This is a genomic window from Erwinia sp. PME.40.26/001 (assembly GCF_055556675.1).
Map to the genome: position 1 here is coordinate 1 of NZ_JBVHNP010000257.1, position 260 is coordinate 260.

Annotated in this window: 1 protein-coding gene; it reads left to right on the plus strand. The window is 73.5% G+C overall.

Translation table 11 applies throughout. The annotated features are described in order from the left end of the window. A partial coding sequence (locus ACZ3HG_RS24090; protein WP_465334947.1) for a hypothetical protein occupies window positions 1-260 on the plus strand: 260 nt, incomplete at both ends.

Genomic DNA, 260 nt, shown 5'->3' on the forward strand with positions numbered 1-260 from the left:
TCGAGGAGGTCGCGGCGGCGCGAGCGCGCCCCGCGGAGGAGCCGGATGCCGACCTCGAACTGCTCCTCGCCGAGCGAGCCGACCGTCTGCGCCCGTCGCACACGCCGGCACCGACCCGGATCCCGGCGTCGAAGTTCAAGGACTTCGTCGCCGATTACGGCGGAGCTGTGGAGGAGCTGCGCCGCCCGCTCCCGGAACGGCCGTACCGGCAGACCCGGCTCGGGACGCTGTTCCACGCGTGGGTCGAGAAGAGGTCGGGG